This is a genomic window from Streptomyces sp. NPDC102279, from assembly GCF_044766365.1.
Taxonomy (GTDB): Bacteria; Actinomycetota; Actinomycetes; order Streptomycetales; family Streptomycetaceae; genus Streptomyces.
The window spans coordinates 382,400-409,399 of record NZ_JBIWLU010000003.1; the positions used below are offsets into that span (position 1 = coordinate 382,400).

Consider the following 27,000-nt stretch of genomic DNA (forward strand, 5'->3'; position numbering starts at 1 on the left):
GGTGTCAGGCGGGAACGATGTTCTCCGCCGTCGGGCCCTTCTGGCCCTGCGCGATGTCGAAGGAGACCTTCTGGCCCTCCTGCAGCTCGCGGAAGCCCTGCGCGGCGATGTTCGAGTAGTGGGCGAAGACGTCAGCGCCGCCGCCGTCCTGCTCGATGAAGCCGAAGCCCTTTTCAGCGTTGAACCACTTCACGGTGCCAGTAGCCATGTCAATTCTCCTTCGGGACGGTGCTCGGAGTCCGCAGTGCGCGGATTCCGCGTCGCCGTGATGATTACCCCGCCGGAAAAAGACCGGAGACACAAAAGAACTCCACCACAAAAATAGGGTGGAAGCTCACAAGTTTTTGGGAACCACAACTGCAACTGTTGTCGACAGTAGCACGACGAGATCGTCCGTGTGCGGTGGATAACGCCACACCCCAAGCGGATCAAGAAATCCTGATCGCGTCCGACGCCCATTTCTCATGTGGCGGTCACAGATATTGGCTCGCCCGGGTCGCAGCGTTTCCTCGTTCTTTCTCAGCTCGTCACCGGGGCCCGAGGGACGCCCGATAGGGATGCCAGTGGCGCCCGCGCCGGTCCACGGGTTGTCGTGATGGTCCCGGACGTGGCCGACGCCCTCGTCCCGTGCCACCGGGGGACTCCGGATCCACGGTTTCCCGCCCGGGACGAGCCATGTGGCGAAGCTCTCGTCCCTGTCCGGCCCTCCGTGAACGGTCGCGGCGGACAGGGAAGCGGACAAGGAAGCGGACAGGGAAAGGGCCCCGGTCGATGACCGGGGCCTCCTCTGTCAGTGGAGCGACGCTTCAGTGGTCGTCGCGGACGCTGGTCGCGATGCCGTTGCTGATCACGACCTCGGCGCCGAAGCCCTTCTTGGCGGCCGTCTCCAGCTCGTCCTCGGTGCACTTGGTGCCGTCCTGGCCGGCTCGGGCCGCGTCACCGCAGATGTCGTCGTAGCCCACGATCCGGGTGTCCTCGGCGACGAGGAACTCCTGCTCGCTGCCCTTCATGTCGGAGACCGTGTACTTGCCCGGAGCCAGGAAGGAGACGTTGCCGAACCAGGTGCCGTTGACGCCCTTGCCCTTGTTGATGCCCTCGACGGCGGTGTCGCGGGAATCGGAGCCGGAGTCGGAGCCGGAACCCGTGTCGGAGCCGGAGTCGGAGCCCGAGCCCTGCTGGGCGGCGCGCCGCTCGTTCACCAGGGTCGCGATGCCGTTCTTCATCCGGACGTCGGCGTTGACGGCGCCCTTCTTCGTCGCCGCCTCCAACTGGTCCAGCGTGCAAGGCGCGTCGACCTTGGCTCCCGCCTCGCCGCAGATCGTGCCGGTGCCGTAGACCTCGGTGTCGTCGGCGACGAAGAACTCCTGGCCCTGCTTGCCCGGCACGGACACGATGTACTTGCCCGGGGCGAGGTAGGTGACCTTGCCGTTCTCGAACGAGCCGTTGACGCCCTTGGAGTGCGCGGACTTCTTGGAGTCCGAGGCCTTTTCCGCGACGGCCGACGTACCCGTTCCGCTCTTGCCGGACGAGTCGGAGTCGGCGCCGTTCTGGCACGCCGTCATCAGCAGCCCGGCGGTGATCGCGGCGGTGGCGAAGACGGCCTTGCGCAGGTGGCGGTTCATCACGGGAGTTCCTTCCGGCGGGACGACGGGGAGCCGGCGTTCTCCGCCGGTCTCTCGCTCTGTGCCGACTATGAGGGGTCCGAGAGCCCGCGGGTCACGCCCGTCGTCCCTTCCGGACACCGCCGTGGCAGCGTCGTGACACGGCAACACTTCGGCTGTGGAGGGCGGTTCGGCGACGCGCCGCCGTGCCGCGGACGCGAGCTGCGCGTGAGGCACGGGCGCACCCGGCGCGCGGTGCCCGCGCGCCCGGCCGGCGCCGGGACCACGCAAGGAGCCACCGGCCGGGGCCGGTGGCTCGGGTGACACGGGTGGGCACGGGCGGATGCGGTGGCTCAGCGCACGGGGAAGCCGAACGAGTAGCCCTGCTGCTTGAGCCAGGGCAGGACCCGCCGCAGCGCTTCGACGGTCTGCGAACGGTCGCCTCCGGCGTCGTGGAAGAGGAGCGTCGGCCCGTTGGGAAGCTCCTGCTGGACGGTGGTGACGATGGCGTCCGTGCCCGGCCGCTCGAAGTCCTTGGTGTCCACGTTCCAGCCCAGCGGGCGCATGCCCCGGGACGCGGCGAGCTTGCGGCTGTCGGGGGTGAAGGCACCGCCGGGGGCCCGGTAGTACATCGGCCGCACGCCTCCGGACGCCTTGGTGATCATGCGTTCGGCGTCGAGTATCTGCTGGGAGCGGTAGGCGGGGGACTTCTTGTCCATGGCGGTGTCGTGCGACACCGTGTGGTCGCAGAGCCGGTGCCCGGCCGCGACCACCTTCTTCACGAGGTCGGGGTGGGCCTGCGCCTGCGTCCCCACCATGCAGAACGTGGCCTTCACTCCGTACTCCCGCAACACGTCCAGTACTTGGGGCGTCCATATGGGGTCGGGGCCGTCGTCGATGGTGATGTTGACCCCGTGCGCCCCCTTGTCCGAGGCGTGCGCGATGGTCATCGCGACCGTCTTCACGTCGCTGCCCGGCCTGGCCGGCGCGGTCGCCTTGGACGACGGGCCGCCCACGGCGTCGGCCTGCGCGGTCCACACCGAGGCCCCGACCGCGAACAGCGTCACCCCGAGTGCCGCCCCGACCACCTTGCCGTACCAGCCCCGCGTTCCGCCGTGCCGCGCCATGTCCGCCCCGCTCTCGCCCAGTGCCCCGTCGATCCCCGGTCGCGATGCGACCACTTGGCAGGACGAGAGATGCGCACCGGGGGATGCACCCGTTACCGATCACGGACAATCCCGGGGGAGTTCAGGGACAGTGGAGACGGTTCGGCCGGGGTTGGAGCAGGAGGACTTCGACGGTTCGGGGTGGCCAGGGGGCGCGGACGCTCGGCAGCAACGGCGGGCCAGGCCTGACGGACCCCCTCATCGGACTCGCCCTGGCCCTCGGCGCATGGGCACTGATGGTGCGTATCCGCGCTCGCCAGGGGATGCGGAGGCCGTGCCGTCCCGCGTGGGTGCCTCACGTCGCAGCCGTGGCGGGCACCACCGCCTTCTCGCTGTCCGCTCAGAACGACACGTCCGAACTGCGCTGGTTCTACTTGGCCATGGGCCTCGCGGTCACCGGTGTCGTCCGGTACCGGCTGCAGAGGAGAGTCCGCTCCGACGAGGAGCGGTGAAGACGGGACGTGGCGGCCGGGCTCGCCGGCATGGTGCGCGCCGGGCGGGCGAAGCGCCACGACGACGACCCCGCGCACCACAACAAAGAACCCCCGGGTCATGGACCTGGGGGTTTATCCGTTTCTATGGAGCGGGTGACGAGAATCGAACTCGCACTCTCAGCTTGGGAAGCTGATGTTCTACCACTAAACTACACCCGCGTAAGACGCCGGTTGAACCGGTGTCGAATGCTCGCTCACTCTACCTCATGCCCGGCAGCCGGCGTCGAAGCCGCGGGGGCCGCCCGTGTTCCAGGGGGTGGATGAGGCTGCGGCGGCGCGGAGTTGAGGCGTACGGTGAGGGCCTTCGAGCGGGTCCGGACGGTACCGGAGTGCCGCCTGGAGTGCCTTCCCTTTGATCCCGTAATGTGGCTTTCGTTGTCAGGGCATCAGCCTGACACAGCTCTTGGGGAAGGGACTCTGGGACGTGATGGAGCGCACCGTCGTCCGTTGTGCCGAGGGGCACGTGTTCAACACCGCGTCGTTCCCGATGCAGCAGGCCGAGCGGCTCGGCCCCGGACGGCTGGTCCGGTGCCCACGCTGCGCCCGGCTCCGCAGTGTGGTGCCGGTGACCATGGAGAAGCGTTGACGCGGTGAGCCGGTGACGTGACGCTCCGGTGCCGGGGCGTCGCATCGCCGGTCTGCGGGTGCGTGGTGCCGTCGCGATGGTGATGGCTCCGCGCCCCTTGCGTATCCTCAGGGCGTGCTTCTCTCAGACAAGGACATCCGGGCCGAGATCGACGCCGGGCGGGTCCGGATCGATCCCTACGACGAATCCATGGTGCAGCCGTCGAGCGTCGACGTGCGGCTCGACCGCTATTTCCGGGTGTTCGAGAACCACCGCTACCCTCACATCGACCCCTCGGTCGAGCAGGCGGACCTCACGCGGCTCGTCGAGCCGGAGGGGGACGAGCCGTTCATCCTGCACCCCGGTGAGTTCGTCCTCGCCAGTACGTACGAGGTCATCTCGCTGCCAGACGACCTCGCCTCGCGCCTCGAGGGCAAGAGCTCGCTCGGTCGCCTCGGTCTGGTCACCCACTCCACCGCCGGGTTCATCGACCCCGGTTTCTCCGGGCACGTGACCCTGGAGCTGTCGAACCTCGCGACGCTGCCGATCAAGCTCTGGCCGGGCATGAAGATCGGGCAGCTGTGCATGTTCCAGCTCAGCTCGCCGGCCGAGTTCCCCTACGGGAGCGACCGGTACGGGTCCCGCTACCAGGGCCAGCGCGGACCGACGGCCTCCCGGTCCTTCCTGAACTTCCACCGGACCCAGGTGTGAGGCGGTGACCGTGTCCTCCGAGCGCGAGAACCTCACCTACGAGGGGTTCGGCGTCGCCGTACGCGAACTCGCCCAGACCATCGCCGACGACGGCTACGAGCCCGACATCGTGCTGTCGATCGCCCGGGGCGGCGTCTTCGTCGCGGGCGGGCTCGCCTACGCCCTCGACTGCAAGAACATCCACCTGGTGAACGTGGAGTTCTACACGGGGGTGGGGACAACGCTGGAGATGCCGGTGATGCTCGCCCCCGTCCCCAACGCGATCGACTTCTCCGACAAGAAGATCCTGATCACGGACGACGTCGCCGACACCGGCAAGACGCTCAAGCTCGTCCACGACTTCTGCGTCGGCGCCGTGGCCGAGGTCCGCAGCGCGGTGATCTACGAGAAGACCCAGTCGCTCGTGAAATGCGAGTACGTCTGGAAGCGCACGGACGAGTGGATCAACTTTCCGTGGAGTGTCCTGCCTCCGGTACACAAGTCCGGCGAGGCGGCCAAGAAGAACAGGGAAGCGCTCTGAGCCGCGGACACGTCGCGGCAGCTTCTCACTGACGAAGATCAGGGCCCTCGGTGTGAGCCGGGGGCCCTGTCGCGTCGCGGTCGGCGTCGTACACGGTTGACCGCGTCCCGGGGGAGTCGGCTTGATGCAAAAATCGAACGTACGATCTAATAATGAGTATGGACAGGCACCGGATCCCAGATGATCTTTTGGCTGCGCAGACGGCTTGGTACGTGACCTACGAGCGCCTCGTGTCGGTGCAGGACACGGGCGCCGCCGGCCACCGACGGCGCTTGCTCGCGTTGTCCCGGCGTATCGCGGCGCATCCTTTTTGGGAGACGCCCGCGGGTACGCCGGCAGCCCGGGTGGAGCTGAAGGAGATCGGTCGGCGGCTGGCCGCGAGCGATTCAGCGCCCTGACGACCCCGAACCACCCGAGGTTCGTTCGACGGTTGGTCGTCCGGGGCCGGTGTCAGCCGTTGATGTCAGACATCAGTGGGCGGTGTGGCCGGCTCCCGTACCTTCCGGCGTGAGGGCTCTCGCCGCTCGCCCGTGTCAGGGTCGACCGCTGAGGTCTTGCGGCTCCGCCCGGCTGCGCGGATGCGGTCGATGACGGGCCACGCGAGCGCGATGAGGAAGCAGACCGCCCCTGTGCCCAGGCCCCACCGAATCAACGGCGGCTGGCTTCCACCCACCGCGCGGACGCCGGCCCAGACCGCCGCGGCCGTGCAGCCGATCCCCTGCGGCCACCATCGATCTTCCTCGGTGTCTGTCATGTCCTCCCCCAGTTTCACGCGTGATGATCCCGTAGGCGAGCGCCTGTGGCCAGGGCGGCTCGCGGTCGTGACGTGAGAGGGGCTCCCGGTGGTGTGCCGGGAGCCCCTCTTGTGTGTCCTTGGTGCGGTGGGCGTCAGAACGTGCCCAGCTTGATGATCGACAGGATCGCGATGAGCTGGATGGATGACGCGGCGAGCGCCTTCGGCCAGGGGAGGTCGTGGGACTTGCCGACCATCAGGGTCAGCAGCGCGCCCGCGGCGACCCACGTCGCCCAGCCGAGGAGCTTCACGAACGACGCGTCGCCGCCGAGGAACATGGCGACCAGCAGACGCGGGGTGTCCGTGATGGACATGATCAGCATCGAGAGGCCGACCGTGGGCTGCCAGGCGCCGTCGCCGCCGAGCTGGCGGGCCAGGGTGTGGGTGACCACGCCGAGGATGAATGTGCTGAGGACGATGGCGACGGCGGTCGTCAGGACGATCGGGATCGCGTTGGAGAGGGTCGCGTTGATCGCGTCCTCGCGGGCGCCGTCGAAGCCGAAGACCGCCAGCAGGCCGTAGATGAACGTCACGACCAGGGCCGGGCCCCACATCGCGTAGTCGCGCATCTGGAGGAAGGTCCTGTTCGGGGCGGTCACGACGCCCTTGAGCAGGTCCTTCCAGTGCAGCCGTGGTCCGACCGGCGGAGCCGCCGCCTGGCCGGCGCGGTACGTCCCGCCCTGGCTGTACGGGTCCTCGTCGATCGAGAAGGCCTGAGTGTGTCCGGGGCTGTTCGCCGCGTACGGGTCGGGGCCCTGCTGCGGGTGGCCGTCGCCGAAGTACTCCGGCTCGCCCTGTCCGCCGCCGGTCTGGGGCCAGCCGCCCTGCGCGTTGCCGCGGTAGGGCTGCCCGCCGCCCTGCGAGCCGCCGTACGGCGGCTGTGCCCCGTACTGCGGCTGCGAAGGCGCGTTCGGATAACCGTACGGCTGCCGGCCGCCTCCCTGGGGGGCCTGCTGTCCGTACGACGGTCGTTGTTGCGGTCGCGCCTGCGAAGCACGGTTGTCCCGGCCGCCGCGTCCGATCCTGAATCCAGCCACGTTATCGAACGTACCTGGTCCCGGAGAGTGACGTGCCGGGCCCGGGGCATCCGGCCCGGCTTTGCTGCCGAGCTGTGACATCCCCTACGGGGGAGGTGAGGTGGCCCCCTACGGGTACCGAAGGGGGCCTCGGGGCAGGTCAGCCCGCCAGGACGTTGCCGAAGTAGGCGTCGCCCGAGGGGCCGCCCAGGGTGGTGCCGTTGAAGGACTTCGAGCCGGTGGCGGTGATGCCGGAGGCACCGGCCTTGAAGTACCAGACCGCGCCGTCGGCACTGTTCTCGCCGAGCGCGCCGACGATCAGCTCGGCGCGGCCGTCCCCGTTCGCGTCGGTGAGCCGGACCGCGTCGCCGAAGTAGTCCTGGGCCTCGGCGGTGCCCGGGACTCCGGAGGTGTTCTGGGAGAAGGACGTGGAACCGGTGCCGGTCAGGCCGGAGGCGGAGCCGCGCAGGACGCTGACCTGGCCGGCGTGCTTCACCGACCCGATGTACTCGCTGTCCGAGCCGATCGCGACGTCGGCGTATCCGTCTCCGTCGGTGTCCCCCGACGACAGGCTCCAGCCGAAGCCGTCGTTCTTCTCGCCGGTGCCCGGCACACTCGCCGTGTCCTGCGTGATCCGCTTCGGCGTACGGGTGCTGAGGCCGCCGGCGGCGCCGTACGTCACGGTGATCGCGCCGCCGAGTCCGCCGTCCGGCTCGGTCGACGACTTCTCCATGAAGTTGCCGGTGACGATGTCGCCGTAGCCGTCCTTGTCGACGTCGGCGATCGTGCCCGCGTAGCCGCCCGCGAGCTTCTTGCCGAGCTTCGGGCCGGTGGCGGAGCCGGTGTAGAGGACGCTGCGGGTGCGGTAGTCGCCGCCGCTGGTCTCCTCCTGGCCCATGACCAGGAGATCGGTCCTGCCGTCGCCGTTGACCTCGCCCGCGACGAGCTGGTCCGGGTAGATGGTGCTCTGGGCGATCGTGTCGACGCCGATGCGTGAAGCGGCCTTGCCGGTACGGGAGATGGGGCCCTTGAAGATGTTCAGCGCGGGCGTCGCGTTGTTCGCGGCGGCCAGGTCGGTGTGGCCGTCGCCGTCGAAGTCGCCGGCCGCGACCTCCCAGCCCAGCTCGTTGAGGTACTGCGGCAGCGGTGAGGCTATGTCGGTGCCGGACTTCACCCCGCTCGCGCCGCCCCACAGCACCGTCAGGGTGCCGTAGGAGTCGGTGGAGCCGATCCGCTCGCTGTGCACGCCCACGACGATGTCCGTGTAGCCGTCACCGTCCATGTCACCCGTGGTCACGCGGTCGCCGAAGTAGTCGTACGACTCCGGGGTGCCCGGGATGCCCGTGGTGGCCTGGCTGATGATCTGCCGCTTGGAGGTGTCGAGGCCGCTCGCGGTGCCGTAGACCACGGCGACGTAGCCGGCGCCGGACTTGCCGGAGACCTTGGCGAGGGGAGCGGCGATCGCCAGGTCGCGGTGGCCGTCGCCGTTGAAGTCACCGGAGAGCCCGGAGGGCGCGGCGGTCGCCGGGGTGACGGGCAGGGCGGTGAGCAGGCCGGTGGTGAGGGTCGCGGCCAGGAGGAGGGTGCGGTTGCGCAACGTGGGGCTCCGGGGTGGCAGAAGGCGGGAGGGGACACCGCAGGGAGAGACACGCCGGGCCCGTGAGCGGTGCGGGCCCGGCGTGTCGGGAGCGGGGCGCTCGCGGACGAGCGCCCCGGGTGGTGCGTGGAGCGGCCGGCCCGAGGGCCGGCCCGGGGCGAGCGGAAGGGTCGCCGGGTGTGGGCTAGTCGGCGAACAGGGCGCCGAACTGCGGCGACCCCGTCGTCGAGACGCCCGAGGTGCTCGGGGACAGGGTGCGGGAGCCGGCCGTGGTGATCGTCGTGCCGTTGGAGGGCAGGTAGGTGACCGCGCCGTTGCCGGCGTTCTCGTACGAGCCGACGAGCAGGTCCGCCCTGCCGTCGCCGGTGACGTCGTCGAGCTTGATGTCGGCACCGAACAGGTCGTTCGCCTCGTCGCTGCCGGGGACGCCCGCGGTGCTCTGGGCGAAGGACTGCGTGCCGGAGGAGACGTTCACGCCGCTCGACGATCCGTAGAGGACGGTGACCATGCCGGTGTCGGTGACACCGTCGATGTCCTCGTTCGGGGCGGAGACGACGAGGTCCTGGAAGCCGTCACCGTTCACGTCGCCCATGTCGAGGTCCCAGCCGAAGCTGTCGCCCTTCTCCGAGCTGCCGGGGACGCTGCCGGTGTTCTGGTTGATCCCGGTGGTGCCGGCGGGTCCGGAGGCGGAGCCGTAGGTGATGTTCGCCTGGCCGCCGTCGGAGGAGTCCGGGATGGTCTCGCCCTCTTCGGTGTGGTGGTCCCAGCCGGCGCCGCTGACGATGTCGCCGTAGCCGTCGCCGTTGATGTCGCCGACGCCGGTGATCTGACCGGCCTTGAGCGCCTCGGCGGAGGCGACGCTGAGGCCGCTCGCCGTGCCGGGCACGAAGTAGTTCGTGTTCCAGCCGGTGCCGTTCTCGAAGCCGTCGACGATGAGGTCGGTGCGCTTGTCGCCGTTCACGTCGCCCGCGGTCAGGCTCAGCGGCCCGTACGGGAAGTCGTTGGAGCCCGACTGGATCGGGGGCTTGATGGTGTACCGGCCGCCGGGCGTGCCGGAGGTGCTGAAGCCGCCCTTGTAGACGTAGATCGTGCTGGTCGAGCTGCCGACGGCGAGGTCGGCCCTGCCGTCGCCGTCGAAGTCGCCGGCGGCCAGGTCCTTGCCCCAGTAGTCGTGCGAGGAGGGGGAGGGGTCGGCGATGGTGACGCCCTTGCCGGTGAGGCCCGCGGCGGAGCCCCACAGGATGGCGACGGTGCCGCCGCCGGTGTCGCTCCCGACCTTCTCCCACGGGGCGGCGACGGCGAGGTCGTCGAAACCGTCCTTGTTGAAGTCGGCGTAGGCGGTCTCGCCGCCGAAGCCGTCGCCGGCCTCGGCGGTGCCCGGGACGCCCGAGGTGTCCTGGCTGATCGTGGAGCGCTTGGCGGACGAGACGCCGGTGGCGGTGCCGTAGAGGGCGACGATCTGGCCGGCCGCCTTGTGGCCGCCGACGTACGCGGCGTGCGCCGAGAAGACCACGTCGCCGATGCCGTCGCCGTTGAAGTCGGCCTGCGGGACGTGCGCGGAGTCGGCGGCGGTCGCGGTCGCGGCCGAGAAGGTGAGCAGTCCGCCCGTCAGCGCGGCAGCGGTGGCCGTCGCGAGGGCGATACGCACGGAGTGCGGGTGACGCTTGTGCATGCGGGATTCTCCTGCGGCATGCGGGGATGTCTGGCGGACATCCACTGTCAATGGGGTTCCGACTGCCCGTGTTTGCCGGTGGTTGTCCATGAGTCGTCCGGCGGTTCACTGGGTGATCGGCGAACAGGAGACCGCTGGTGGGGGGTGAGGGTTGTACGTGAGTTCGGATAATTTTCGTGGCGGTCGTGGCGGTCGTGGCGGGTGGGGCGGCGTCCGGACGCCGCGCGGCCGGAGGCGGCGGACCCGGCGGGCCGCGTGCGGACACGCCGACACCCCCGTGTTCCTGAGAACACGGGGGTGTCGATGGTGCCGACCGGGGTGAACCGGGCCGTCGGAAGCGCTACTTCACCGGCTCCGGCTCGGGCTCGTTCTCCGACTCCGCCGCGCCCGCCGGGGGCTCGTCGTCGCCGTCGGTGTCGTCGAGCGGGGTCTTGACCGAGTCGAGGAGGAGCTGGGCCACGTCGACGACCTGGATGGACTCCTTGGCCTTGCCGTCGTTCTTCTTGCCGTTGACCGAGTCGGTCAGCATGACGAGGCAGAACGGGCAGGCGGTGGAGACGATGTCGGGGTTCAGCGACAGGGCCTCGTCGACGCGCTCGTTGTTGATGCGCTTGCCGATCCGCTCCTCCATCCACATCCGCGCGCCACCGGCACCGCAGCAGAAGCCGCGCTCCTTGTGGCGGTGCATCTCCTGCTGGCGCAGGCCCGGGACGGCGGACATGATCTCGCGCGGGGGCGTGTAGATCTTGTTGTGCCGGCCCAGGTAGCACGGGTCGTGGTAGGTGATGAGGCCCTCGACCGGGGTCACCGGGAGCAGCTTGCCGTCGTCGATGAGGTGCTGGAGCAGCTGGGTGTGGTGGATGACCTCGTAGTCGCCGCCGAGCTGCGGGTACTCGTTGCCGATGGTGTTGAGGCAGTGCGGGCAGGTGGCGACGATCTTCTTCGCCGACCTCGGCTTCTTCGACTCGGGCGTGCTGTTGCCCTCGTCGTCCGTCTCCTCGCCGAACGCCATGTTCAGCGCGGCGACGTTCTCCATGCCGAGTTCCTGGAAGAGGGGCTCGTTGCCGAGGCGGCGGGCGGAGTCACCGGTGCACTTCTCGTCGCCGCCCATGATCGCGAACTTGACGCCCGCCATGTGCAGCAGCTCCGCGAAGGCCTTGGTGGTCTTCTTGGCGCGGTCCTCGAGGGCGCCGGCGCAGCCGACCCAGTAGAGGTACTCGACCTCGGTGAGGTCCTCGATGTCGCGGCCGACGACGGGGATCTCGAAGTCGACCTCCTTGGTCCACTCCAGGCGCTGCTTCTTGGCGAGGCCCCAGGGGTTGCCCTTCTTCTCCAGGTTCTTGAGCATCGTGCCCGCCTCGGACGGGAACGCGCTCTCGATCATCACCTGGTAGCGACGCATGTCGACGATGTGGTCGATGTGCTCGATGTCGACCGGGCACTGCTCGACGCAGGCGCCGCAGGTGGTGCAGGACCACAGGACGTCCGGGTCGATGACGCCGTTCTCCTCGGCGGTGCCGATGAGGGGGCGCTCGGCCTCGGCGAGAGCGGCCGCGGGGACGTCCTTGAGCTGCTCCGCGGACGCCTTCTCCTCGCCCTCCATGGTCTTGCCGCCGCCGGCCAGCAGGTACGGGGCCTTGGCGTGCGCGTGGTCGCGCAGCGACATGATGAGGAGCTTGGGGGAGAGCGGCTTGCCGGTGTTCCAGGCGGGGCACTGCGACTGGCAGCGGCCGCACTCGGTGCAGGTGGAGAAGTCGAGCAGGCCCTTCCAGGAGAACTGCTCGACCTGGGAGACGCCGAAGACGTCGTCCTCACCGGGGTCGGTGAAGTCGATGGCCTGGCCGCCGCTGGTCATCGGCAGCAGCTCGCCGAGGGCGGTCGCGCCCTTGGCGTCGCGCTTGAACCAGATGTTGGGGAAGGCGAGGAAGCGGTGCCAGGCGACACCCATGTTGGTGTTCAGGCCGACGGTGATCGCCCAGCCCATGGTGACGCCGAGCTTGATCATGGCGGTCAGGTAGACCAGCGTCTGCAGGGTGTCGAGGCTCAGGCCCTTGAAGGCGGCGACCAGGGGGTACGAGGCCCAGTAGGCGGCCTCGTAGTGGTCGACGCCGTGCAGGGCGCCCTCCAGGCCGCGCAGGGTCATGATGGCGAGGCCGATGACGAGGATCACGGCCTCGACGAAGTAGGCCTGGCCCGTCTTGGAACCCGCGAAGCGCGACTTGCGGCCGGGCCTGGACGGCCGGTTCAGCTGCCGGACCGCGATCAGCACCAGGATGCCGAGGGTCGTGAACAGCGCGATGAACTCGGTGTACAGCTCGTAGGGGAGCCAGCCGCCGAGCACGGGGAGGGTCCAGTCGGCCTTGAAGAGCTGGCCGTAGGCGGTGACGATCGTCAGGCCCAGGGTCAGGAAGCCGACGGCGACGAACCAGTGCGCGACGCCGATGATGCCCCACCGGTTCATCCGGGTGTGGCCGACGAACTCCTTGGCCAGCGTGACGGTGCGGGCCTTCCAGTCGTCGGTGCGGCTGCCGGCGGGGACGGGCTGGCCGAGCTTGATGAACCGGTAGATCTGTGCGACGGCCCGGGTGATCAGCGCGACGCCGACCACGGTCAGGACCAGCGACACAACGATCGCGGCGAGTTGCATTCGGGGGCTCCTCGGGCCTGCGAGGTGTTCTTCGAGAGCGACCTCGAAGTGATTACTAAGCGGTAACTTATGCAGTCCGTCTGAGACTACCCACTTCTTCCGCCGCACTGTAGCCAGAGGTGCGGTGATCTGCGTCGCTGAGGCAAACCTGAGTGGGTGCGTCGCGGGCGGGCAGGCGGTCCTTTTCGCGATCGGGGGCGTTCTGGCGCAAGGACACGTAAACCCGATCGTGTTATTCGCACAATACTGTGACAATTACCCCTAAATTAGCGATGTGCTGTACGGAATCGCGGCTGCCACCGCCGCTCTGCTCCTGACCGCCGCGCTCGCCGCGCTGCTGCGGTCGCTCGCCCTGCGCCTCGGTGCGGCCGGCGGGCCGGGGCTCCTCGCCGGCCGTTCCCGGCCCCGTCCGCCGGGCCGGGAAAGACGCGTCCCCGTGCTCGGCGGGATCGCCGTGGCGGGTGCGACGGCCCTCGTCGGCTGCGCCGGTGACTGGACCGGCGTCGCCCCGCTCGGCCCGGAGACCAGCCGGCTGCTGGTCGCCGGCCTCGTCGTCGCCCTGGCCGGCCTCGCCGCCGACCTGCTGCCCGTGCCGCCCCTCCTGCGGCTGACCGCCGTCGCCGGTGCCGCCGTCCTCGCCGTGCCCTACGACGCGCTCGGCGTGCCCGGAGGGGTGCTCGCGGCCTGCTGGATCGTCCTCGTCACCCACGCCTTCCGCTCGCTCGACCAGTCCGACGGGGTGCTCGGGACCGTCGGGGTCGTCACCGCGTTCGCGCTCAGCGGCTGCGCGGCGGCCGAGGTCATGGACGGACTCGCGGCCCTGCTCAGCGTGCTGGCCGCCGCGCTCACCGGCTTCCTGATGCACGGCTGGCCACCGGCCCGGATCGCGGCCGGCCGGTGCGGCTCCCAGTTCGCCGGGTTCGTGCTGGCCTCGGCCGTCGTGCTGGTGCACGCGGAGCGGCCCGCGGGGGCCGGGTTCGGTGCCGCGTTCGCGCTGACCGCCGTGGTCAGCGCCGACGCCGCCCTGGTGCTCGTGTGCCGGTGGCGCGCCGGACGGCCGGTGCTGCGGTCCGCGCCCGACCATCTGGTGCACCGGCTGCGCAGGGCCGGGCTGACCCGGCAGGGCGTCATGGTCGTGATGGGGCTCGCCACGTTCGCGGGTGCGCTCGTCGGGCTGTCCATCGATCTCGGCCGGCTCGGGGCCGCCGCGGCCTGGTGGGTGGCCGGGGCCGTGCTGATCGTCGCCGCCGCGGGCGCCCTGCGCCCCGGACGCCGCCCGCGCCGCCCCGGCCCCCGGCCCCGATCCCGTCCGCATGCGATCCCCGCTCCCGGGGGACCCGTCACCGGGACCGTGAATCGGCCCGCAGGTCTCCTCCGTCGCCCGGCGGATGTGGCGAACGGTGGGGTAAAAGTCCCCTAGCTCCGTGTGAAAGGCGCAGGTCAAGAGCTTCCTGCGCGTAAGGAACGGATAAGAGTTGAGCCCCCACGACTCAGGTCTGTTGACCGAGCGGCGGACGTCGTGCACACTTGAGCCTGTTCCACTCAAGTCATCGTTGGAGGAATCGAAATGGCACGTGCGGTCGGCATCGACCTGGGCACGACTAACTCAGTCGTCAGCGTTCTTGAAGGCGGCGAGCCCACCGTCATCACCAACGCCGAAGGCGCCAGGACCACGCCGTCCGTCGTCGCCTTCGCGAAGAACGGTGAGGTGCTCGTCGGCGAGGTCGCCAAGCGCCAGGCGGTCACGAACGTGGACCGGACCATCCGTTCGGTGAAGCGTCACATGGGCACGGACTGGAAGATCGAGCTCGACGGCAAGAGCTTCAACCCGCAGCAGATGAGCGCCTTCATCCTGCAGAAGCTGAAGCGCGACGCCGAGGCGTACCTGGGCGAGAAGGTGGCCGACGCGGTCATCACCGTCCCGGCGTACTTCAACGACTCCGAGCGTCAGGCGACGAAGGAGGCCGGCGAGATCGCGGGCCTGAACGTCCTGCGCATCGTGAACGAGCCGACCGCCGCCGCCCTGGCGTACGGCCTCGACAAGGACGACCAGACGATCCTCGTCTTCGACCTCGGTGGCGGCACGTTCGACGTGTCCCTCCTGGAGATCGGTGACGGCGTCGTCGAGGTGAAGGCCACCAACGGCGACAACCACCTCGGTGGTGACGACTGGGACCAGCGGGTCATGGACTACCTGGTCAAGCAGTTCCAGTCCGGTCACGGCGTGGACCTGTCCAAGGACAAGATGGCCCTCCAGCGCCTCCGCGAGGCCGCCGAGAAGGCCAAGATCGAGCTGTCCTCGTCCACCGAGACCTCGATCAACCTGCCCTACATCACGGCGTCCGCCGAGGGCCCGCTGCACCTGGACGAGAAGCTCACGCGCGCCCAGTTCCAGCAGCTGACGGCCGACCTGCTGGAGCGCTGCAAGACGCCGTTCCACAACGTCATCAAGGACGCCGGCATCAACCTCTCCGAGATCGACCACGTCGTTCTCGTGGGCGGCTCGACCCGTATGCCCGCCGTCGCCGAGCTCGTCAAGGAGCTGACCGGTGGCAACGAGGCCAACAAGGGCGTGAACCCGGACGAGGTCGTCGCCATCGGCGCCGCCCTCCAGGCCGGTGTCCTCAAGGGCGAGGTCAAGGACGTCCTGCTCCTCGACGTGACCCCGCTGTCCCTCGGTATCGAGACCAAGGGAGGGATCATGACCAAGCTCATCGAGCGCAACACCACGATCCCGACCAAGCGGTCCGAGATCTTCACGACGGCCGAGGACAACCAGCCGTCCGTGCAGATCCAGGTCTACCAGGGCGAGCGCGAGATCGCGGCGTACAACAAGAAGCTCGGGATGTTCGAGCTGACCGGTCTGCCGCCGGCCCCGCGTGGCGTCCCGCAGATCGAGGTCGCCTTCGACATCGACGCCAACGGCATCATGCACGTGACCGCGAAGGACCTGGGCACGGGCAAGGAGCAGAAGATGACCGTCACCGGCGGCTCCTCGCTGCCGCGTGACGAGGTCGACCGGATGCGCCAGGAGGCCGAGAAGTACGCGGACGAGGACCACGCCCGCCGCGAGGCCGCCGAGACCCGCAACCAGGGCGAGCAGCTCGTCTACCAGACGGAGAAGTTCCTCAAGGACAACGAGGACAAGGTCCCCGGTGACGTCAAGACCGAGGTCGAGGCCTCCGTCGAGGAGCTGAAGGCCGCGCTCAAGGGCGAGGCCGCCGGGGGCGACAACACCGCCGAGATCCGTACGGCCACCGAGAAGGTCGCCGCCGTCTCGCAGAAGCTGGGCCAGGCCATGTACGCCGACGCCCAGGCCGCGCAGGCCGCGGGCGGCGACGCCCCGGGTGCCGAGGCTCCGAAGGCCGACGGTTCCGACGAGGACGTCGTCGACGCCGAGATCGTCGACGAGGACCGCAAGGACGGTGCCGCGTGACGGAGGAGACCCCGGGCTTCGAAGAGCAGCCTGACGTCCCCTCCGGCGCCACCTCCGACGACGCCGATCCGCAGTCCGCCACCCCCTCTGCGGAGGGGGCGGCGGCCCCGGACGGGGACGACAGTGCACAGTTGGCCGGCCTGACGGCGCAGCTGGACCAGGCACGCACGGGTCTCACCGAGCGCACCGCGGACCTCCAGCGTCTCCAGGCCGAGTTCCAGAACTACCGCCGCCGCGTCGAGCGTGACCGGATCGCGGTCAAGGAGGTCGCCGTGGCGAACCTCCTGACCGAGCTCCTGCCCGTGCTCGACGACATCGGCCGCGCGCGGGAGCACGGCGAACTCGTGGGCGGATTCAAGTCCGTCGCCGAGTCGCTGGAGACCGTCGCGGCCAAGATGGGGCTCCAGCAGTTCGGCAAGGAGGGCGAGCCCTTCGACCCGACGATCCACGAGGCACTGATGCACTCGTACGCGCCGGACGTCACGGAGACGACGTGCGTGGCGATTCTGCAGCCGGGGTATCGCTTCGGCGAGCGCACCATCCGCCCCGCGCGGGTGGCGGTCGCCGAGCCGCAGCCCGGGGCGCAGACGGTCAAGGCCGAGGAGTCGGCCGAGGCGGCCGAGACCGCCACGGACAAGGAGAGCGGTGGCCCGGACGAGGGCTGAGCTTGAACGAGGAAAGGAGGGACGTCGGGGATGAGCACCAAGGACTTCATCGAGAAGGACTTCTACAAGGTCCTCGGCGTCCCCAAGGACGCCACCGAGGCCGAGATCAAGAAGGCGTACCGGAAGCTCGCCCGCGAGAACCACCCGGACGCCAACAAGGGCAACGTCAAGGCCGAGGAGCGCTTCAAGGAGATCTCCGAGGCGAACGACGTCCTCGGTGACCCCAAGAAGCGCAAGGAGTACGACGAGGCACGCGCCCTCTTCGGCAACGGCGGCTTCCGGCCGGGTCCCGGCGCGGGCGGCGGCAACTTCAACTTCGACCTGGGCGACCTCTTCGGAGGCGCCCCCCAGGGCGGCGGCCAGGCCGGCGGAGCCGGTGGCTTCGGCGGAGGCATCGGCGACGTCTTCGGCGGCCTGTTCAACCGCGGCGGAGCCGGTACGGGAACCCGTACGCAGCCCCGGCGCGGCCAGGACATCGACACCGAGGTGACGCTGAGCTTCACCGAGGCGGTGGACGGCGCGACCGTTCCGCTGCGCATGACCTCGCAGGCCCCCTGCAAGGCCTGTTCGGGCACCGGCGACGCGAACGGCACACCCCGTGTGTGCCCGACGTGTGTCGGCACCGGCCAGGTCGCCCGCGGTTCGGGCGGTGGCTTCTCGCTCACCGACCCGTGCCCGGACTGCAAGGGCCGCGGGCTGATCTCGGAGAACCCCTGCGAGGTCTGCAAGGGCAGCGGCCGGGCCAAGTCGTCCCGGACCATGCAGGTGCGGATCCCCGCCGGCGTCAGCGACAGCCAGCGGATCAGGCTGCGCGGCAAGGGCGCTCCCGGTGAACGCGGGGGCCCCTCCGGCGACCTGTACGTCACCGTCCACGTCGACGCCCACCCGGTCTTCGGCCGCAAGGGCGACAACCTCACCGTCACGGTGCCCGTCACCTTCACGGAGGCGGCGCTCGGCGGCGAGGTGAAGGTGCCCACCCTGGGCGGACCCGCGGTGACACTGAAGCTGCCGCCGGGCACGCCCAACGGACGCACCATGCGTGCCCGGGGCAAGGGTGCGGTCCGCAAGGACGGCACACGGGGCGACCTGCTCGTCACCGTCGAGGTGGCCGTTCCGCAGGACGTGTCGGGCAAGGCTCGGGACGCGCTGGAGGCGTATCGCGAGGCGACCGCGGGTGAGGATCCGCGGGCGGAGCTGTTCCAGGCCGCGAAGGGAGCATGACGGAGCCATGGACACCACCGGTCGGCGGCGCAACCCGTACGAACTGACCGAGGAGACGCCGGTCTACGTCATCTCGGTGGCGGCCCAGCTCTCCGGACTGCACCCGCAGACCCTGCGTCAGTACGACCGGCTCGGCCTGGTCTCTCCCGACCGCACGGCCGGCCGGGGCCGCCGCTACTCGGCCCGCGACATCGAACTGCTGCGCACCGTCCAGCAGTTGTCGCAGGACGAGGGCATCAACCTGGCCGGCATCAAGCGCATCATCGAGCTGGAGAACCAGGTGGCGGCGCTCCAGTCCCGGGCCGCCGAGCTCCAGTCGGCCCTCGACGGCGCCGCGGTGGCCATGCAGCAGCGCGAGGCCGCCGTGCACGCCTCCTACCGGCGTGACCTGGTCCCGTACCAGGAGGTCCAGCAGACGAGTGCCTTGGTGGTCTGGCGTCCCAAGAGGTCGCCCGATCAGTGACCGAAGCACCCGAGAGGGGGCCCGGAGGTTCTTCCTCCGGGCCCCCTCTCGCGTACCCGGCGGAGTCCGTGACCGTTTTCGACCGGTCGCGATCCGCGGTGGCTCGATCTTGACGGTCCGGTCGGAATGGCCGGGTTGACCGCATTCGTTCGGGCGCCCGCACCGCGCGGTGGCGGGATCCGGTGCCGCACACGGACTCGTGCCGGGGCCCGTGTCCCGGCGTTTACCGGAGTGTCAACAACCCTTAAAGGCATGGTGGATGGCGTCGCGCGGTCCGCGGCGCCGCCCGCGTCGCGTGGATGACAGAAGGTGAAGCTGAGGGGATTGCTGGAACCTCGGGCGTAACCTCTTCCCACCGTGTTCACTTGTGGAACACAGAACGCTGTTGCCATCTCGTTAAGTGGCTAGTCCTTGACGCTGAGGTGATCGCCGCGTTGGCTTTCAGCCACCTGGGTCGCAATGCTGCAACCTCGCCCGGAAGGCACCTGATGTGAACACTCGTAACACCGGTCTCCGTCGTACCGTCATAGCCCTGGCCTCGTCCGCCGCCGCCCTCTCGCTCGCCGGCTGCGGGGTCGTCGACGGGCTCGGTGGAAGCGACGCCAAGGCCAGCCCCACGAAGGGCGACGACATCAAGGTGGGCCTCCTCCTTCCGGAGAAGGAGAACACCCGTTACGAGAAGTTCGACTACCCGATCATCAAGGAGCAGGTCGAGAAGCTCACCGAGAACAAGGGTGAGGTGGTCTACCAGAACGCCGAGCAGGACGCGGGCAAGCAGCTCGCCCAGCTCCAGCAGATGGTGGACGACAAGCTCGACGTCATCCTCGTGGACGCGGTGGACTCGAAGTCGATCGCGAAGGGCGTGAAGAAGGCCAAGGAGGCCGGCATCCCGGTCATCGCCTACGACCGGCTGGCGCAGGGCCCGATCGACGCGTACATCTCCTTCGACAACGAGCTGGTCGGCGAGGTCCAGGGCAAGGCCCTGGTCGGCGCGCTGGGCAGCAACTCCGCGTCGAAGAAGGTCATCATGATGAACGGCGCGACGACCGACCCGAACGCGGCGCAGTTCAAGGCCGGCGCGGAATCCGAGCTCAAGGACAAGGTGACCGTCGCCAAGACGTACGACACCAAGGACTGGAACCCGGTCAACGCCAAGGCCAACATGGAGAAGGCGATCCAGGAGGTCGGCCTCGACAACATCGCCGGGGTGTACGCCGCCAACGACGGCATCGCGGGCGCGGTCATCGACACGCTGAAGAGCGCGGGCGTCAGCAAGGTGCCGCCGGTCACCGGCCAGGACGCCGAACTCGTCGCCGTGCAGCGGATCCTCAAGGGCGACCAGTTCATGAGCGTCTACAAGTCCTACCCGCAGGAGGCGAACGCCGCCGCCGAGATGGCGGTCGCCCGGGTCCAGGGACGCTCGATCGAGTTCGACGCGCTGACCCGCGACAAGGTGACCAGCCCGACGAACAAGGACATTCCGGCGCAGCTCGTGCCCGTGGTCGACCTGACCAAGGACAACATCGAGGACACGGTCCTGCAGGACAGCATCTACACCCTCAAGCAGATCTGCACCGCCCCCTACAAGGCGGCCTGTGACGCTCTGAAGCTCAAGTAGGACCGGAGCCGACCAGGAGGCCGCCCGGTGGCGGCGAGGGCCTCCTGGCGGCCACGGCACGGCGCACGACATCGAGGGCCCGGGGTGCACACCCCGGGCCCTCGACGCGCTCCGGGGCCCGCTCCCCGCCGGACGCCCGCCGACGAGGGAGATATCCGGCCAAGCCCGAGCGGTGCGCCGGAGGTCCGGCGAGGGCCCTTTCCGCGAAGTCCCGGGCGTCCGGGGGCCGCTGCTTGCAGCTTGTTGCAACGGGCGGGGCGGAGGTGCGGATTTATGGTGACCAGAAGGGGCGAACCGGCTCCCGGGGGCGGCACAGCCGTGTTGCGGTGCCGGACGCGTCCGCGCATAGTTGCGCTGCGTAGGACGCCCTGACGCGGTGCTCACGCCAGGGGTCGGAGCTGCAGCCAGAGGTGGGAGATGGCCGGGCACGGGACGGACGGGCATCCGCACGGCGCTGACCGACTGTGCGAGGCCGGCGACCGGGTGTACTCGCGGGCCGTGCGGCGCGGCCGGGTGCCCCGCGACGACGCCGGCACGGTGCCGTGCCTGCTGGAGCTGGCGCTGCTGCACCCCGACCCCGACGACATGGGCTGGCTGGTGCCGACCTCCCCGCAGGAGGTCATGACCCGGCTGCTGCGCGGGGTGTACGAGGAAGTCAGCGCCAGCCAGGCGCGGGTGGGCGACGCGGTGTCCGCGTTCGAGTGGTACGCCGGGCTCGGCGGCCACGTCCAGGCACCCGCGGAGGGCGCCGCGATCCGCGTCCTGGACGGACTGCCACGCATCCGGGCCGCCATGGACAAGGCGACCGAGGAGTGCGCGAGCGAGGTCCTGACGGTCCAGCCCGGTGGCATCCGGCGCGAGGACGAACTGGTGGAGGGGCTGCACCGGGCGCTGGAGATGCGCCGGCGCGGGGTGCGCATGCGCGACCTGTACACGCATGTGGCCCGGCACGGCCAGGGCCTGCTGAACTACATGGAGTTGATGGGGGACGCGGCCGAGGCCCGGACTCTCGACGAGGTCGTGGAACGGCTCATCCTCTTCGACCGCAAGGTCGCCTTCATCCCCGCGAACTCCGACCGCACGATCGCGCTGGAACTGCGCCATCCCGCGCTGATCGACTACCTGGTCACGGTGTTCGAGCGGTTGTGGCGTCTCGCGATCCCGCTGGCCTCGCCGCTGCCGTCCACGGGCATCGAGGGGATCACCCACCGCGAGCGCTCGATCGCCGCGCTGCTGGCGGAGGGGCATCAGGACGCGGTGGTCGCGGAGCGCCTCGGCATCAGTGTCCGCACCTGCCGGGCCCACATCGCCCGCCTCTCGGAGACGCTGGGGGCGGCCAGCCGTACGCAGTTGGGCGTGCGGATCGCGCAGGCGGGGCTGGACGGGCCGCCGCGCTCGCCGGAGCCGTCCCCCGTCACCGTCCCCCGTCAGGGCGCGGCTACGGCCGCCACAGGCCCTTCCGCGGCCGGTCCGGGCGCGGCCGGCGTCCAGGGGCTGCCCGGTCAGGGCTCGCCCGCCCAGCGCTGAGCGCCCGGCTCCTCAGTGGTCCTGCTCCAGGATGCCCGACTGGGCGATCAGGAAGCCGAGTTGGGCCCGGCTGCCGCTGCCCAGGGAGGCCGCCAGCTTCGCGATGTGGGCGCGGCAGGTGCGGACGTTCATCCCGAGTCTGCGGGCGATGGCCTCGTCCACGTGGCCCTCGATGAGGAGCTTGGCTATGGAGCGCTGGACGCCCGTGATGCCGTCCGGGGTGGACTCGTAGGTGACTTCCTCGCGCAGCGGGGTGGCGCGCCGCCAGAGCTGCTCGAAGACCCTGGTCAGATAGCGGACGAGGCCGGGGTGGCGCAGTTCGAGGGCGAACTGGTTGTCGTCGCTCGCGGGGATGAAGGCGACCGTTCCGTCGCAGATGATGAGCCGCTCGATCAGCTCCTCCAGCGTGCGGATCTCGATCTTTCCGCTGGCTATGCGGTCCATGTAGGCGGCGGTGCCCTGGCTGTAGCGGACCGTGTGCTGGTAGAGCGTTCGGATGCGGACGCCGCGGTCGGTGAGCGGGCGGTCCCGTTCGAGGGCCTGGTTCAGGATGTGCTCGCTGCGGCGGCCGCCGGGCTGGATGGTGAGCATCTCCGTGTGGCACTCGGAGGTCGCGATGTCGAGCGCGGCGTTGATCCGGTCGATGCCCTCCAGCACGGTGATGGCGTGGGTGGGAGCGGGTGCCATCGCGCTGACCATCATGAACGGCTCGAATGATTCGGTCAGTTCGATGGTGCGCCGCCTGCGCTCCTGGATCTCGCGCTCAATAGGGTGGAGGCGCTGGGTGAGCGCGACGGACGGCGGCACCGGGCGCAGCCAGTTGGAGTCGTCGGGATCCGGGCGCAGCAGGGCGAACTCCAGCAGGCATGGGGCTGCCGCCGCTTCGGCCCGGGCGATCCGTCCGGTGCTCAAAGCGCTCGTGTACAAGCGTGCCCCTTCGTCACAAAGTTCCGTGACGGGATGGGGATGTGTCTGGTTTGTGTGTTCTATGGGCAAATCGCCACCCCCCAGGGTCCTGAACATGCAGGAACATGATGCATCGTGTCGGTGGTGGTGACGTGCCTGAATGAGACATCGTCTTCATTACCGGGGGAGAGGATCCGATCAAGTGAGGACGAAGCCGACTATGTACAGGAGAATGCTTCGCTCGGTACTTGCCACCGCTTTCTCCGCGGTTGTGGCTGTCGGGGCCCTGAGTGCCGTGGGTCTCGCGGCGGGGGGTTCGGCGACCACCTCGGCGCCACCGGACAGTGGCTGGGGCAGTGCACCCGCGGTTCTCTCCCTGGACAGTGGCTGGGGCAACGGGCCTGCGGCGCTCGCTCTGGACAGTGGCTGGGGCAACGGGCCCGCGGCGCTCGCTCTGGACAGTGGCTGGGGCAACGTGGCGAAGGCGCAGCCCGCGGACAGCGGCTGGGGCAACGCGGTGAAGGCGCTGCCTGGCGACAGCGGCTGGGGCAACGTACGGACGGACCTGGCCGACAGCGGCTGGGGCAACGCGAAGACGATCGTGCTGGCTGACAGCGGCTGGGGTTTCGTGGCTCCGGCCGGCAGTGCTTCGAGTGACGTCACGAAGGCTTCAGTGGACTCATGACTACACCACCCGACGACCGTTCGTTCCGGCGGGAGATGGCCACCGCGTACCGCTCCGGCTGGCACTTCATCGACCTGGTCACCGCCATCCCCCACAACGGTGACTCGCTGATGGTGACCGTCTTCGGTGAGCCCGTCGTCGTCACCCGCGACGACGACGAGGACGTACGGGCCTATCGGTGTCTGCGGCGGCCTCGGGGGGCGCCGCAGCCAGTACGGTGCGCCATCCGGTACGGAATGATCTTCGTGAACCTCGATCAGCGCGACCACCGCCTGACCGGACCCGACATCCCCGACGTAGAGACCATCGCAGCCACCCCCCGCAGTGCCTGACGCGATTCCCCCGTCGTAGTAGATCGCGCAGGTACTTCCCCCCGCAGCGGCGTCACCGTGACCTGAACACGGTGACGCCGCTGCAGTTTTCCCGGAAATCTCCGGGTTTCCGCCGATCCTGGCAAGGGCTGAAACCAGCCGTAGGCGACGCGGCGCGCCGCCTTCCCGGCCGTCCCGCTCTCAGCCGTGGCCCAGCGCCCTCGTCAGCTCGATCTCGATGACCACGCGGGCCGGGTTCGGGGACGGCACCCGCTCGTACCGCTCCGTGTAGCGGCGCACCGCGTCCGCGACGCGCTCCGGGTCCGTGGACACCCGGGCCAGCCCCTCCAGCGTCGCCCAGCGCCGCCCGTCCACCTGGCAGACCGCCACCCGCGCCCCGTCCGGCCCCGCCGCCCGCACGTGCGCCGCCTTCGCGGTGGCTCCGCCGGTGATGATCCGGGCGAGTCCGGCCTCGGGGTCGTAGGTGACGCCGACGGGCACCACGTGCGGGGTGCCGTCGCGCCGGAGGGTGGTCAGGGTGCAGAGGTGGCGCTCGCGCCAGAAGCGCAGGTAGGCGGCGTCGGGCTGCCGCGGGTCCACCGGAAGGGAAGCCATGAGGCCTGAATCTACGCTCCGGCCCGCCCGTTCCTGTCCCGTTCCAGCCTTGAGTGGAATAGACTCAAGTTTGTGTACGTTGCCCGTGTCAGGCAACGGTCGGACACCAGGAGGAGGAGAACGCGAACGTGGACGCCGAGCTGACCAACAGGAGCCGGGACGCGATCAACGCGGCCGGCAGCCGCGCCGTGACGGAGGGGCACCCGGACCTCACCCCCGCCCACCTGCTGCTCGCTCTGCTGGAGGGGCAGGACAACGAGAACATCATCGACCTGCTGACAGCGGTGGAGGCCGACCAGGCCTCCGTACGGGCCGGCGCCGAGCGCGTGCTCGCCGGCCTGCCCAGCGTGGCCGGTTCCACCGTCGCGCCCCCGCAGCCCGACCGCGAACTGCTCGCCGTCATCGCCGACGCCGCCGAGCGCGCCAAGGAGCTGGGTGACGAGTTCATCTCCACCGAACACCTCCTCGTCGGCATCGCCGCGAAGGGCGGCCGGAGCGGCGACGTACTCTCCCAGCAGGGCGCCGGTGCGAAAAAGCTGCTGGAGGCGTTCCAGAAGACCAGGGGAGGGCGCCGGGTGACGACCCCGGATCCCGAGGGCCAGTACAAGGCACTCGAAAAGTTCGGTACGGACTTCACCGCCGCCGCGCGTGAGGGCAAGCTCGACCCGGTCATCGGCCGGGACCAGGAGATCCGCCGGGTGGTGCAGGTTCTGTCCCGCCGCACCAAGAACAACCCGGTCCTCATCGGCGAGCCCGGCGTCGGCAAGACCGCCGTCGTCGAGGGGCTCGCCCAGCGGATCGTGAAGGGCGACGTGCCCGAGTCGCTCAAGAACAAGCGCCTCGTCTCCCTCGACCTCGGCGCCATGGTCGCCGGCGCGAAGTACCGCGGCGAGTTCGAGGAGCGGCTGAAGACCGTGCTCGCGGAGATCAAGGACTCCGACGGGCAGGTCATCACCTTCATCGACGAGCTGCACACGGTCGTCGGGGCCGGCGCGGGCGGCGACTCCGCCATGGACGCCGGCAACATGCTGAAGCCCATGCTCGCCCGCGGTGAGCTGCGCATGGTCGGCGCCACCACCCTCGACGAGTACCGCGAGCGGATCGAGAAGGACCCGGCGCTGGAGCGGCGCTTCCAGCAGGTGCTGGTCGCCGAGCCGACCGTCGAGGACACCATCGCCATCCTGCGCGGACTCAAGGGCCGGTACGAGGCCCACCACAAGGTCCAGATCGCCGACCGCGCGCTGGTGGCCGCCGCGAGCCTCTCCGACCGCTACATCACCTCCCGCTTCCTGCCCGACAAGGCCATCGACCTCGTCGACGAGGCCGCCTCGCGGCTGCGCATGGAGATCGACTCGTCCCCCGTCGAGATCGACGAGCTCCAGCGGGTCGTCGACCGGCTGAAGATGGAGGAGCTCGCGATCGGCAAGGAGACGGACGCGGCCAGCAGGGAGCGGCTGGACAAACTGCGCCGCGACCTCGCCGACAAGGAGGAGGAGCTGCGCGGGCTCACTGCCCGCTGGGAGAAGGAGAAGCAGTCCCTCAACCGCGTCGGTGAGCTGAAGGAGAAGCTCGACGGGCTGCGTGGCCAGGCCGAACGCGCGCAGCGCGACGGTGACTTCGACACCGCCTCCAAGCTGCTGTACGGCGAGATCCCCACCCTGGAAAGGGACTTGGAGGAGGCGTCGGAGGCCGAGGAGGAGGCGGGCCGGGACACCATGGTCAAGGAGGAGGTGGGACCCGACGACATCGCCGACGTCGTGGGCGCCTGGACCGGCATCCCCGCCGGGCGCCTCCTGGAGGGCGAGACGCAGAAACTCCTCCGTATGGAGGAGGAGTTGGGCCGCCGCCTGATCGGTCAGACCGAGGCGGTGGGCGCCGTCTCCGACGCCGTGCGCCGCACCCGCGCCGGCATCGCCGACCCGGACCGCCCCACCGGTTCCTTCCTGTTCCTCGGCCCGACGGGCGTCGGCAAGACCGAACTCGCCAAGGCTCTCGCCGACTTCCTCTTCGACGACGAGCGGGCGATGGTCCGCATCGACATGTCGGAGTACGGCGAGAAGCACAGCGTGTCCCGGCTGGTGGGCGCGCCGCCCGGATACGTGGGATACGAGGAGGGCGGCCAGCTCACCGAGGCGGTGCGCCGCCGCCCGTACAGCGTGATCCTGCTCGACGAGGTGGAGAAGGCGCACCCCGAGGTCTTCGACGTGCTGCTCCAGGTGCTGGACGACGGGCGGCTGACGGACGGTCAGGGGCGGACGGTCGACTTCCGCAACACCATCCTGATCCTCACCTCGAACCTGGGCAGCCAGTTCCTCGGCGGACAGAGCCTCGCCGATCCGCTCAGCTCCGAGGAGGACAGGAAGCGGCAGGTCCTGGAGGTCGTCCGGGCCTCGTTCAAGCCGGAGTTCCTGAACCGGCTGGACGACCTCGTGGTCTTCTCCGCGCTCGACCGGGCGGAGCTGGAGCGCATCGCCCGCCTCCAGATCGACCGGCTGGCCAAGCGGCTCGCCGAGCGCCGGCTCACCCTGGAGGTCAGTGACGCGGCCCTGGCCTGGCTCGCCGAGGAGGGGAACGACCCGGCGTACGGAGCGCGCCCGCTGCGGCGCCTCGTCCAGACCGCCATCGGTGACCGGCTGGCCAAGGAGATCCTGGCCGGCGAGGTCAAGGACGGCGACACGGTCCGGGTGGACGCGTTCGGCGACGGCCTGATCGTGGGACCGGCCACCGGCAAGACGCTGTAGTCCGGAGCGCATGTTCCGGCCAGGGCCCGC

The 27,000-nt window shown here is 69.8% G+C and carries 24 protein-coding genes and 1 tRNA gene; 15 read left to right on the forward strand and 10 right to left on the reverse strand.

All coding sequences use genetic code 11. The features are described 5' to 3' along the window. Positions 1-4 precede the first annotated feature (4 nt). The 3 genes from ACIRQH_RS08530 to ACIRQH_RS08540 form a co-directional block, all read right to left on the reverse strand. Positions 5-208: a cold-shock protein gene (locus tag ACIRQH_RS08530; protein ID WP_030224351.1), complete on the reverse strand. Its 204-nt coding sequence runs from the start codon at positions 206-208 to the stop codon at positions 5-7. 598 nt (positions 209-806) lie between these two features. Then, positions 807-1,622, reverse strand: a complete 816-nt coding sequence (locus tag ACIRQH_RS08535) for a hypothetical protein (RefSeq protein ID WP_404224797.1) — start codon at positions 1,620-1,622, stop codon at positions 807-809. Between the two features lie 332 nt (positions 1,623-1,954). Then, positions 1,955-2,728, reverse strand: coding sequence for a polysaccharide deacetylase family protein (locus ACIRQH_RS08540; protein WP_358816973.1), 774 nt, complete (start codon positions 2,726-2,728; stop codon positions 1,955-1,957). 347 nt (positions 2,729-3,075) lie between these two features. On the opposite strand from ACIRQH_RS08540, the gene ACIRQH_RS08545 reads away from it, so the two are divergent. Then, a complete protein-coding gene (locus tag ACIRQH_RS08545) occupies positions 3,076-3,219 on the forward strand; it encodes a hypothetical protein (protein WP_388875903.1) in 144 nt (47 codons plus the stop codon). Positions 3,220-3,346: 127 nt separating this feature from the next. Here the strand turns inward: ACIRQH_RS08545 and ACIRQH_RS08550 are convergent. Further along, a tRNA-Gly gene (locus ACIRQH_RS08550) sits at positions 3,347-3,420 on the reverse strand. A gap of 265 nt (positions 3,421-3,685) precedes the next feature. On the opposite strand from ACIRQH_RS08550, the gene ACIRQH_RS08555 reads away from it, so the two are divergent. The 4 genes from ACIRQH_RS08555 (at position 3,686) to ACIRQH_RS08570 (ending at position 5,455) form a co-directional block, all read left to right on the forward strand. Then, positions 3,686-3,847, forward strand: coding sequence for a hypothetical protein (locus tag ACIRQH_RS08555; RefSeq protein ID WP_358816975.1), 162 nt, complete (start codon positions 3,686-3,688; stop codon positions 3,845-3,847). 114 nt (positions 3,848-3,961) lie between these two features. Beyond that, complete coding sequence (dcd, locus tag ACIRQH_RS08560) at positions 3,962-4,537, forward strand: dCTP deaminase (RefSeq protein WP_358816959.1); 576 nt, start codon at positions 3,962-3,964, stop codon at positions 4,535-4,537. 10 nt (positions 4,538-4,547) lie between these two features. After that, positions 4,548-5,057, forward strand: coding sequence for a phosphoribosyltransferase (locus tag ACIRQH_RS08565; RefSeq protein ID WP_358816974.1), 510 nt, complete (start codon positions 4,548-4,550; stop codon positions 5,055-5,057). A gap of 152 nt (positions 5,058-5,209) precedes the next feature. Then, a complete protein-coding gene (locus ACIRQH_RS08570) occupies positions 5,210-5,455 on the forward strand; it encodes a hypothetical protein (RefSeq protein ID WP_388875901.1) in 246 nt (81 codons plus the stop codon). Between the two features lie 490 nt (positions 5,456-5,945). On the opposite strand, the gene ACIRQH_RS08575 is transcribed toward ACIRQH_RS08570, so the two are convergent. The 4 genes from ACIRQH_RS08575 to ACIRQH_RS08590 all read right to left on the reverse strand — a co-directional run bounded on the left by ACIRQH_RS08575 (position 5,946) and on the right by ACIRQH_RS08590 (position 12,782). Further along, on the reverse strand, positions 5,946-6,968 hold the full coding sequence (locus tag ACIRQH_RS08575) for a YIP1 family protein (protein ID WP_358816961.1): 1,023 nt from the start codon (positions 6,966-6,968) through the stop codon (positions 5,946-5,948). A gap of 58 nt (positions 6,969-7,026) precedes the next feature. Further along, positions 7,027-8,463, reverse strand: a complete 1,437-nt coding sequence (locus ACIRQH_RS08580) for an FG-GAP-like repeat-containing protein (RefSeq protein ID WP_358816962.1) — start codon at positions 8,461-8,463, stop codon at positions 7,027-7,029. Between the two features lie 184 nt (positions 8,464-8,647). Continuing rightward, positions 8,648-10,135: an FG-GAP and VCBS repeat-containing protein gene (locus tag ACIRQH_RS08585; RefSeq protein ID WP_404224800.1), complete on the reverse strand. Its 1,488-nt coding sequence runs from the start codon at positions 10,133-10,135 to the stop codon at positions 8,648-8,650. 340 nt (positions 10,136-10,475) lie between these two features. Further along, a complete protein-coding gene (locus ACIRQH_RS08590; protein WP_358815356.1) occupies positions 10,476-12,782 on the reverse strand; it encodes a (Fe-S)-binding protein in 2,307 nt (768 codons plus the stop codon). 274 nt (positions 12,783-13,056) lie between these two features. On the opposite strand from ACIRQH_RS08590, the gene ACIRQH_RS08595 reads away from it, so the two are divergent. From ACIRQH_RS08595 to ACIRQH_RS08625, 7 genes are all read left to right on the forward strand, one after another. Next, positions 13,057-14,202 carry an undecaprenyl/decaprenyl-phosphate alpha-N-acetylglucosaminyl 1-phosphate transferase gene (locus tag ACIRQH_RS08595; protein ID WP_388875894.1) on the forward strand — a complete coding sequence of 382 codons (1,146 nt, stop codon included), beginning with the start codon at positions 13,057-13,059 and terminating at the stop codon, positions 14,200-14,202. Between the two features lie 147 nt (positions 14,203-14,349). Beyond that, a complete protein-coding gene (gene dnaK, locus ACIRQH_RS08600) occupies positions 14,350-16,218 on the forward strand; it encodes a molecular chaperone DnaK (RefSeq protein WP_358815358.1) in 1,869 nt (622 codons plus the stop codon). Continuing rightward, positions 16,215-16,883, forward strand: coding sequence for a nucleotide exchange factor GrpE (grpE, locus tag ACIRQH_RS08605; protein ID WP_358815359.1), 669 nt, complete (start codon positions 16,215-16,217; stop codon positions 16,881-16,883). Before dnaK ends, grpE begins: the two co-directional genes overlap by 4 nt. Positions 16,884-16,913: 30 nt before the next feature. Then, on the forward strand, positions 16,914-18,104 hold the full coding sequence (gene dnaJ / locus ACIRQH_RS08610) for a molecular chaperone DnaJ (RefSeq protein ID WP_358815360.1): 1,191 nt from the start codon (positions 16,914-16,916) through the stop codon (positions 18,102-18,104). A gap of 7 nt (positions 18,105-18,111) precedes the next feature. Continuing rightward, positions 18,112-18,567 (forward strand): heat shock protein transcriptional repressor HspR, encoded by a 456-nt coding sequence (locus ACIRQH_RS08615; protein ID WP_355873009.1) that lies wholly within the window; start codon positions 18,112-18,114, stop codon positions 18,565-18,567. A gap of 490 nt (positions 18,568-19,057) precedes the next feature. Next, positions 19,058-20,185: a substrate-binding domain-containing protein gene (locus ACIRQH_RS08620; protein WP_358815361.1), complete on the forward strand. Its 1,128-nt coding sequence runs from the start codon at positions 19,058-19,060 to the stop codon at positions 20,183-20,185. A 417-nt stretch (positions 20,186-20,602) separates the two neighbouring features. Continuing rightward, positions 20,603-21,712 carry a LuxR C-terminal-related transcriptional regulator gene (locus tag ACIRQH_RS08625; protein WP_388875883.1) on the forward strand — a complete coding sequence of 370 codons (1,110 nt, stop codon included), beginning with the start codon at positions 20,603-20,605 and terminating at the stop codon, positions 21,710-21,712. 12 nt (positions 21,713-21,724) lie between these two features. On the opposite strand, the gene ACIRQH_RS08630 is transcribed toward ACIRQH_RS08625, so the two are convergent. Next, positions 21,725-22,735: a helix-turn-helix transcriptional regulator gene (locus ACIRQH_RS08630; RefSeq protein ID WP_355873001.1), complete on the reverse strand. Its 1,011-nt coding sequence runs from the start codon at positions 22,733-22,735 to the stop codon at positions 21,725-21,727. 154 nt (positions 22,736-22,889) lie between these two features. Here ACIRQH_RS08630 and ACIRQH_RS08635 point away from each other — a divergent pair, with 154 nt between their 5' ends. Next, entirely contained in the window at positions 22,890-23,303 is a 414-nt protein-coding gene (locus ACIRQH_RS08635; RefSeq protein WP_388875880.1) for a hypothetical protein, read from the forward strand. Continuing rightward, positions 23,300-23,635 carry a hypothetical protein gene (locus ACIRQH_RS08640; protein ID WP_355872996.1) on the forward strand — a complete coding sequence of 112 codons (336 nt, stop codon included), beginning with the start codon at positions 23,300-23,302 and terminating at the stop codon, positions 23,633-23,635. Before ACIRQH_RS08635 ends, ACIRQH_RS08640 begins: the two co-directional genes overlap by 4 nt. Positions 23,636-23,815: 180 nt before the next feature. Here the strand turns inward: ACIRQH_RS08640 and ACIRQH_RS08645 are convergent, their stop codons facing one another. Continuing rightward, positions 23,816-24,229 carry a TIGR03618 family F420-dependent PPOX class oxidoreductase gene (locus ACIRQH_RS08645; RefSeq protein WP_358815364.1) on the reverse strand — a complete coding sequence of 138 codons (414 nt, stop codon included), beginning with the start codon at positions 24,227-24,229 and terminating at the stop codon, positions 23,816-23,818. A gap of 128 nt (positions 24,230-24,357) precedes the next feature. Between ACIRQH_RS08645 and clpB the strand changes: the two genes are divergently transcribed. Beyond that, positions 24,358-26,970 carry an ATP-dependent chaperone ClpB gene (gene clpB, locus ACIRQH_RS08650; RefSeq protein WP_404224806.1) on the forward strand — a complete coding sequence of 871 codons (2,613 nt, stop codon included), beginning with the start codon at positions 24,358-24,360 and terminating at the stop codon, positions 26,968-26,970. The last annotated feature ends 30 nt before the right edge of the window (positions 26,971-27,000 follow it).